The sequence below is a fragment of the Streptomyces sp. NPDC059564 genome, assembly GCF_042735575.1.
GTDB lineage: Bacteria > Actinomycetota > Actinomycetes > Streptomycetales > Streptomycetaceae > Streptomyces.
Genome location: NZ_JBHWBP010000414.1, coordinates 1 through 6,291, shown reverse-complemented (window position 1 = coordinate 6,291; position 6,291 = coordinate 1). Strand labels below are relative to the sequence as shown.

General features: G+C 69.9%; 8 protein-coding genes. 7 read left to right on the top strand and 1 reads right to left on the bottom strand.

Annotation, left to right across the window (positions count from 1 at the left end; all coding sequences use genetic code 11):
• Nucleotides 1–36: 36 nt before the first annotated feature.
• The gene (locus ACFV0Q_RS36915) at nucleotides 37–1,365 is read right to left on the bottom strand and encodes a nicotinate phosphoribosyltransferase (RefSeq protein ID WP_385011724.1); all 1,329 of its coding nucleotides are present in this window, start codon (nucleotides 1,363–1,365) and stop codon (nucleotides 37–39) included.
• 81 nt (nucleotides 1,366–1,446) lie between these two features.
• Between ACFV0Q_RS36915 and clpS the strand changes: the two genes are divergently transcribed.
• The 7 genes from clpS (at nucleotide 1,447) to ACFV0Q_RS36880 (ending at nucleotide 6,180) form a co-directional block, all read left to right on the top strand.
• The gene (gene clpS, locus ACFV0Q_RS36910; protein WP_266577125.1) at nucleotides 1,447–1,761 is read left to right on the top strand and encodes an ATP-dependent Clp protease adapter ClpS; all 315 of its coding nucleotides are present in this window, start codon (nucleotides 1,447–1,449) and stop codon (nucleotides 1,759–1,761) included.
• Nucleotides 1,761–2,360 (top strand): DUF2017 domain-containing protein, encoded by a 600-nt coding sequence (locus ACFV0Q_RS36905; protein WP_385011722.1) that lies wholly within the window; start codon nucleotides 1,761–1,763, stop codon nucleotides 2,358–2,360. The genes clpS and ACFV0Q_RS36905 overlap by 1 nt, the downstream gene beginning before the upstream one ends.
• Nucleotides 2,361–2,667: 307 nt before the next feature.
• A complete protein-coding gene (locus tag ACFV0Q_RS36900) occupies nucleotides 2,668–4,122 on the top strand; it encodes an amino acid permease (protein WP_385011720.1) in 1,455 nt (484 codons plus the stop codon).
• Nucleotides 4,123–4,260: 138 nt separating this feature from the next.
• On the top strand, nucleotides 4,261–4,683 hold the full coding sequence (locus ACFV0Q_RS36895) for a Mov34/MPN/PAD-1 family protein (RefSeq protein ID WP_385011718.1): 423 nt from the start codon (nucleotides 4,261–4,263) through the stop codon (nucleotides 4,681–4,683).
• Nucleotides 4,684–4,760: 77 nt separating this feature from the next.
• A complete protein-coding gene (locus ACFV0Q_RS36890) occupies nucleotides 4,761–4,868 on the top strand; it encodes a putative leader peptide (RefSeq protein ID WP_385011717.1) in 108 nt (35 codons plus the stop codon).
• Nucleotides 4,869–4,951: 83 nt separating this feature from the next.
• A complete protein-coding gene (locus ACFV0Q_RS36885) occupies nucleotides 4,952–5,230 on the top strand; it encodes a MoaD/ThiS family protein (RefSeq protein WP_266577129.1) in 279 nt (92 codons plus the stop codon).
• Nucleotides 5,230–6,180 carry a PLP-dependent cysteine synthase family protein gene (locus tag ACFV0Q_RS36880; protein WP_385011713.1) on the top strand — a complete coding sequence of 317 codons (951 nt, stop codon included), beginning with the start codon at nucleotides 5,230–5,232 and terminating at the stop codon, nucleotides 6,178–6,180. The genes ACFV0Q_RS36885 and ACFV0Q_RS36880 overlap by 1 nt, the downstream gene beginning before the upstream one ends.
• Nucleotides 6,181–6,291: the final 111 nt, after the last annotated feature.

The window sequence follows — 6,291 nt, the reverse complement described above, 5'->3', positions numbered from 1 at the left end:
GTCTGGGGCGGAGCCCCAGGAGCCCGGCCCCGGGTCCTAGACGTACTCCGTCGGGAGCACGGCCTCGCCGCGGGAGAGCTGGGTCGCCGAGAGGGGAAGGGCGGCGCGGGCCGCGCGGTGGCGGTCGCGGGCCGCCTCCAGGGGCTCGCGGGCCACCACCTCGCCCGCCTTGACGAGCTGGGTCAGCAGCTGGTGGTCGGCCAGCGCGGCCGGCACCGGCCCGGTGCCGATGACCTCCGCCTCGGCGATCCCGTCCGCGTCCACCCGCCGGGCCGCCCACTTGCGCCCGCCGATGGAGGTCTTGCCGCCCGTGGACCTCTTCGCCACCGGCGCCAGCGCCGCCTTCGGGTCGGCGGACACCGCCCGCGCGACCAGCTTGTAGACCATCGAGCACGTCGGGTGCCCGCTGCCCGTCACCAGCTGGGTGCCGACCCCGTACGCGTCCACCGGCGCCGCCGCCAGCGAGGCGATGGCGTACTCGTCCAGGTCCGAGGTGACCACGATCCGCGTGTTCACCGCCCCCAGCTCGTCCAGCTGCTGCCGCACCCGGTGGGCCACCAGCAGCAGGTCCCCGGAGTCGATCCGGACGGCGCCCAGGTCGGTGCCCGCCACCTCCACGGCGGTCCGGACCGCCTCGGCCACGTCGTACGTGTCCACCAGGAGGGTGGTGCCGCGGCCCAGCGAGGCCACCTGCGCGGTGAAGGCGTCCCGCTCGCTGTCGTGCACGAGGGTGAAGGCGTGCGCGCTGGTGCCGACCGTAGGGATCCCGTACCGGAACCCGGCCGCGAGGTCGGAGGTGGAGGTGAAGCCGCCCACGTACGCGGCCCGCGAGGCCGCCACGGCGGCCAGTTCGTGCGTGCGCCGGGCGCCCATCTCGATCAGCGGCCGCCCGCCGGCGGCGGAGGCCATCCGGGAGGCGGCGGCCGCGATGGCGGAGTCGTGGTTGAGGATCGACAGGATCACGGTCTCCAGCAGCACGCACTCGGCGAAGCTGCCCTCGACCCGCAACAGGGGCGAACCGGGGAAGTAGACCTCCCCCTCCGGGTAGCCCCAGATGTCACCCGAGAAGCGGTACGACGCCAGCCAGTCCAGCGTCCGCATGTCGACGACGGCCCGCTCCCGCAGGAACTCCAGCACCGCGCTGTCGAAGCGGAAGTTCTCCACCGCGTCGAGGACGCGCCCGGTGCCCGCGACGACCCCGTAGCGCCGCCCCTCGGGCAGCCGCCGGGTGAAGACCTCGAAGACCGAGCGCCGGTCCGCCGTGCCGTTGGCCAGGGCGGCCTGCAGCATCGTGAGCTCGTAATGGTCCGTGAAGAGCGCTGTCGACGGCACGTCCACCGGCAGGCCCAGGTCCGCAGGGTTCATGTCACGGATGCTAGCGCACATCTCGTCAAAGTGACGAGATGTAGGGGCCCGTTTGTGCGACGGGCCCTCCACAGTGGCAGCATGGGACAAGTGAGTGTTGCTCCCATTGAGATCGAACGCACCGAATCCGCCGAAGAGACCTTCGCGGTCCCCGAACCCGACGTCCCCTGGGTGACCCTGGTGCACAACGACCCGGTCAACCTCATGAGCTACGTGACGTACGTGTTCCAGGCGTACTTCGGCTATCCGAAGGACAAGGCGACCAAGCTGATGATGGACGTCCACCACAAGGGCAGGGCGGTCGTCTCCAGCGGCACCCGCGAGGAGATGGAGCGCGACGTGCAGGCGATGCACGGCTACGGGCTCTGGGCGACCCTCTCGCAGGACCGCTTCTGATGGGCGGCGTGTTCGAACCCCTGAAGGGCGGCGGAGCCGCCATCGCGCTCGACGACATCGAGATCTCCATCCTGCGCTCCCTCGCCGTGCAGCTGCTGGAGCTGATCGGCCCGGGCGAACCGGAGCCCGCCGCGGACGCCGACCCGCTGGCCGTGCTGTTCGCCTCCGACGGCCCCACCGAACCGCCCTCCGACCCGGCGCTGGCCCGGCTCTTCCCCGACGCCTACGGAGGCCCGTCCGCGGGCCCCGCGGACGACCCGGAAGAGCTGCGCAAGCGCTCGGCGGAGTTCCGCCGCTTCACCGAGAACGACCTGCGCACCCGCAAGCGGGAAGACGCGCTGGCCGTCGTACGCAGCCTCGACGGGCTCACCCCGGCCGACGACGAGGCGGCGCTGCTGGAGCTGACCGGCGAGCCGCGGCTGCGCTGGCTCGGCGCCCTCAACGACCTGCGGCTCACCATCGCGGCGCGCCTGGACATCACCGAGGACGACGAGAGCGCCGTGCTGTTCCGGCTCCCGGACGACGATCCGCGCAAGCCGATGGTGATGGCGTACCTCTGGCTCGGCGGACTCCAGGAAACGCTCATCGAAACCCTTTAGCCACTCATCGTTCGCTCAGCGGACGCTCAAATCCGGATAACGATCAGATCACCGCCATGCGGTGATCTGATCTCCTTCGGGGCCTGTGTCCCGATTTTTTTATGCCCCGCGTCACACTTCCGCCCCTTGATCACCCGTAAGCACGTGATAAATCTTCACGACCGCCGACGGGACGCCACCCATGTCCCCCGGCCCGCTTGAACCGGCTGATCGCCGGCGTGCAACTCCATCCGTATCCGGGGGGATCGAGGACCCGATCCGCAGCCAGTCAAGGCGCGGGTCGGCGTGGAGAAAGGCGCACCAAGACATGACCTCCGTACAGGTCGAGCAGCACGACAGGACGCCCGACGAGGGCGCGCAGGGCGAGGGCGAGGGGTACCACCGCGCGCTCGGCGCCCGCCAGATCCAGATGATCGCGATCGGCGGCGCCATCGGCACCGGCCTGTTCCTGGGCGCCGGCAAGGCGATCTCCAAGGCGGGACCGAGCCTGATCCTGGCCTACGCGATCGCCGGCCTGGTCATCTTCTTCATCATGCGGGCCCTGGGCGAGCTGCTCATGTACCGCCCCGTCTCCGGTTCCTTCTCGGACTACGCCCGCGAGTTCCTGGGCCCGTTCTGGGGGTACGTGACCGGCTGGACGTACTGGCTCTTCTGGGTGGTCACCGGTATCACCGAGGTGACGGCGGCCGCGCAGTACATGTCGTACTGGACCCACGACAGCTTCCCGCAGTGGGCGTACGCGCTGATCTTCACCGTCATCCTCTACGTCGCCAACCTGATCTCCGTGAAGCTCTTCGGCGAGCTCGAGTTCTGGTTCTCGATGGTCAAGGTCACCGCCATCGTCGGCATGATCCTGATCTGCGCCGGCATCCTCACCATCGGCTTCTCCGACGCCGCCGCCACGGCTTCCGTCTCCAACCTGTGGAGCGACCGCGGCTTCTTCCCCAACGGCATCGGCGAGACGCTGATGACCCTGCAGATCGTGATGTTCGCCTTCCTCGCGGTCGAGCTGGTCGGCGTCACCGCAGGCGAGTCCAAGGACCCCGCGAAGACCCTGCCCAAGGCCATCAACACCGTGCCGTGGCGCATCGCCGTCTTCTACGTCGGCGCGCTCATCATGATCATGTCGGTCATCCCGTGGTCGAACTTCAAGGCGGGCGAGAGCCCCTTCGTGCTGGCCTTCGAGAAGATGGGCCTCGGCGTCGGCGCCGCGATCGTCAACTTCGTCGTCCTCACCGCCGCGCTGTCCTCCTGCAACTCGGGCATGTACTCCACCGGCCGCATGCTGCGCGACCTCGCGCTCAACGGCCAGGGCCCGAAGTTCTTCACCAAGCTCACCAAGAGCGGCACCCCGCTGGTCGGCACCACCTTCTCCGCCGCGCTGATGCTGGTGGGCGTCTGGATCAACTACGTCGCCCCGGGCAAGGCCTTCGACTACGTCGTCTCCTTCGCCACCATCTCCGGCATGTGGGCCTGGATCATGATCCTGGTCTGCCAGATCCGCTACCGCGCCAAGGCCGACCGCGGCGAGCTGCCGCAGTCCGCGTTCCGCGCCCCCGGCGCCCCCTGGACCAGCTGGTTCGCCCTGCTGTTCATCGGCATGGTCATCGTGATGATGGGCGTCGACAAGGACTCCCGCGTCTCCCTGTACTGCGCGCCGCTGTGGGGTCTGATCCTCGGCGTGTCCTACCTGGTCCTCAAGCAGCGCAACGCCCGCGGCGAGGCCCTCGACGAGGCCGGCAAGGCCTCTCGGTCGGCCTAGCCGCCCGCCCCTCCGACCGTGAGTCCCGGCCGCCTGCCACGGCCGGGAACCACGCCCCGGCGGGCACCCTGTCCATCATTCGGGCCCTCCCGTACCGCTCCTCGGTACGGGAGGGCCCGTCTGCTTATCCTGTCGCTCATGCTGACCCTGACCCAGGACCTGTACGACCGGATCGTCGAGCACGCCCGCAAGGACCACCCCGACGAGGCGTGCGGCGTCGTGGCCGGCCCGGCGGGCACCGGCCGGCCCGAGCGGTTCGTGCCGATGCTCAACGCGGCCCGCTCGCCCACGTTCTACGAGTTCGACTCCAAGGACCTGCTGAAGCTCTACCGCGAGATGGACGACCGCGACGAGGAGCCGGTGATCGTCTACCACTCGCACACCGCGACCGAGGCGTACCCCTCGCGCACCGACCTCACGTACGCGAACGAGCCCGGCGCGCACTACGTCCTGGTCTCCACGGCCGACCAGGACGGCCTCGGTGCGTTCCAGTTCCGCTCCTACCGGATCGTCGACGGAGTGGTCACGGAGGAAGAAGTGCAGGTCGTGACCGGCTACTGACCAGTATGCGAGCGGATGTGGTCCACGATGCGGGATCACACTCCAAACGGGGGACCGGGAATCGTTAACATGACCGCATGGTTTCCCACGACGTGATCATCGAGACGCCCGGCAGGCTGCTGCTCGTGGCGCGGCTGCACGTCGACCTGTGCCGCCTCGCCAGCGCCATCTGTCCTGCCGCCTGAGCACACCGGCCCCTCGCGCGGGGGCGCAAGAGCCGCGCGCCCGAACCTTCCTTCACGCCCTCCCGACACTGGAGCACGCTGCCATGGCCATCGAGGTCCGCATCCCCACCATCCTCCGCACCTACACCGACGGCGAGAAGGCCGTGACGGGTGAAGGCGCGACCCTCGCCGACCTCCTCGCCGACCTGGAGACCCGTCACAAGGGCATCGAGGAGCGCATCGTCGACGGCGGCCAGCTGCGCCGCTTCGTGAACGTCTACCTCAACGACGAGGACGTCCGCTTCCTCGACGGCATCTCCACCGCCCTGAAGGACGGCGACAGCGTCACCATCCTCCCGGCCGTGGCCGGCGGCTCGAAGTAATGCGCTACGACTCCGCGCTCGCGGCGGTCGGCAACACCCCGCTGGTCCGCCTGCCGCGACTGTCGCCCTCGGCGGACGTCCGCATCTGGGCCAAGCTGGAAGACCGCAACCCGACCGGCTCGATCAAGGACCGCCCCGCGCTCCACATGGTCGAGCAGGCGGAGAAGGACGGCCGCCTCTTCCCCGGCTGCACCATCCTGGAACCCACCTCCGGCAACACGGGCATCTCGCTCGCGATGGCCGCGAAGCTCAAGGGCTACCGGATCGTGTGCGTCATGCCGGAGAACACCTCGCAAGAGCGCCGGGACCTTCTCGCGATGTGGGGAGCCGAGATCATCTCGTCACCGGCGGCGGGCGGCTCGAACACCGCCGTGCGGGTGGCGAAGGAACTGGCGGCCGAGCACCCGGACTGGGTGATGCTCTACCAGTACGGCAACCCGGACAACGCGGGCGCCCACTACGCGACGACGGGCCCCGAGATCCTGGCGGACCTGCCGTCCATCACCCACTTCGTGGCCGGGCTCGGCACGACGGGCACGCTGATGGGCGTCGGCCGCTACCTGCGCGAGCACGTCCCGGGCGTGAAGATCGTCGCGGCGGAACCCCGTTACGACGACCTCGTCTACGGCCTGCGCAACCTCGACGAGGGCTTCGTCCCCGAGCTGTACGACGCCTCGGTCCTCACGACCCGCTACTCGGTGGGCTCGGCGGACGCGGTGACCCGCACGCGGGACCTGCTGCGCGAGGAGGGCATCTTCGCGGGCGTCTCCACGGGCGCGGCGCTGCACGCGGCGATCGGGGTGGGCCGCAAGGCGGTGGCCGCCGGCGAATCGGCGGACATCGTCTTCGTCGTGGCCGACGGCGGCTGGAAGTACCTCTCGACGGGCGTCTACACGGCCGCGACCACGGAAGAAGCCATCGAGGTCCTCCACGGCCAACTCTGGGCCTGACCCCTGGGGCTCCGCGTCCGACCTGGCCGGTCGATAACCCGGGACCCGGGCCGCGCCCGGCCCCCTGGGGGTCCCCCCCACACCCCGCGCCACCAAAACCCCCCCCGACCC

Excerpts from the sequence above, each read along its gene's own strand:
- ACFV0Q_RS36915 (WP_385011724.1), bottom strand. The coding sequence starts at position 1,365 with ATGAACCCTGCGGACCTGGGCCTGCCGGTGGACGTGCCGTCGACAGCG.
- clpS (WP_266577125.1), top strand. The coding sequence starts at position 1,447 with ATGGGACAAGTGAGTGTTGCTCCCATTGAGATCGAACGCACCGAATCC.
- ACFV0Q_RS36905 (WP_385011722.1), top strand. The coding sequence starts at position 1,761 with ATGGGCGGCGTGTTCGAACCCCTGAAGGGCGGCGGAGCCGCCATCGCG.
- ACFV0Q_RS36900 (WP_385011720.1), top strand. The coding sequence starts at position 2,668 with ATGACCTCCGTACAGGTCGAGCAGCACGACAGGACGCCCGACGAGGGC.
- ACFV0Q_RS36895 (WP_385011718.1), top strand. The coding sequence starts at position 4,261 with ATGCTGACCCTGACCCAGGACCTGTACGACCGGATCGTCGAGCACGCC.
- ACFV0Q_RS36890 (WP_385011717.1), top strand. The coding sequence starts at position 4,761 with ATGGTTTCCCACGACGTGATCATCGAGACGCCCGGCAGGCTGCTGCTC.
- ACFV0Q_RS36885 (WP_266577129.1), top strand. The coding sequence starts at position 4,952 with ATGGCCATCGAGGTCCGCATCCCCACCATCCTCCGCACCTACACCGAC.
- ACFV0Q_RS36880 (WP_385011713.1), top strand. The coding sequence starts at position 5,230 with ATGCGCTACGACTCCGCGCTCGCGGCGGTCGGCAACACCCCGCTGGTC.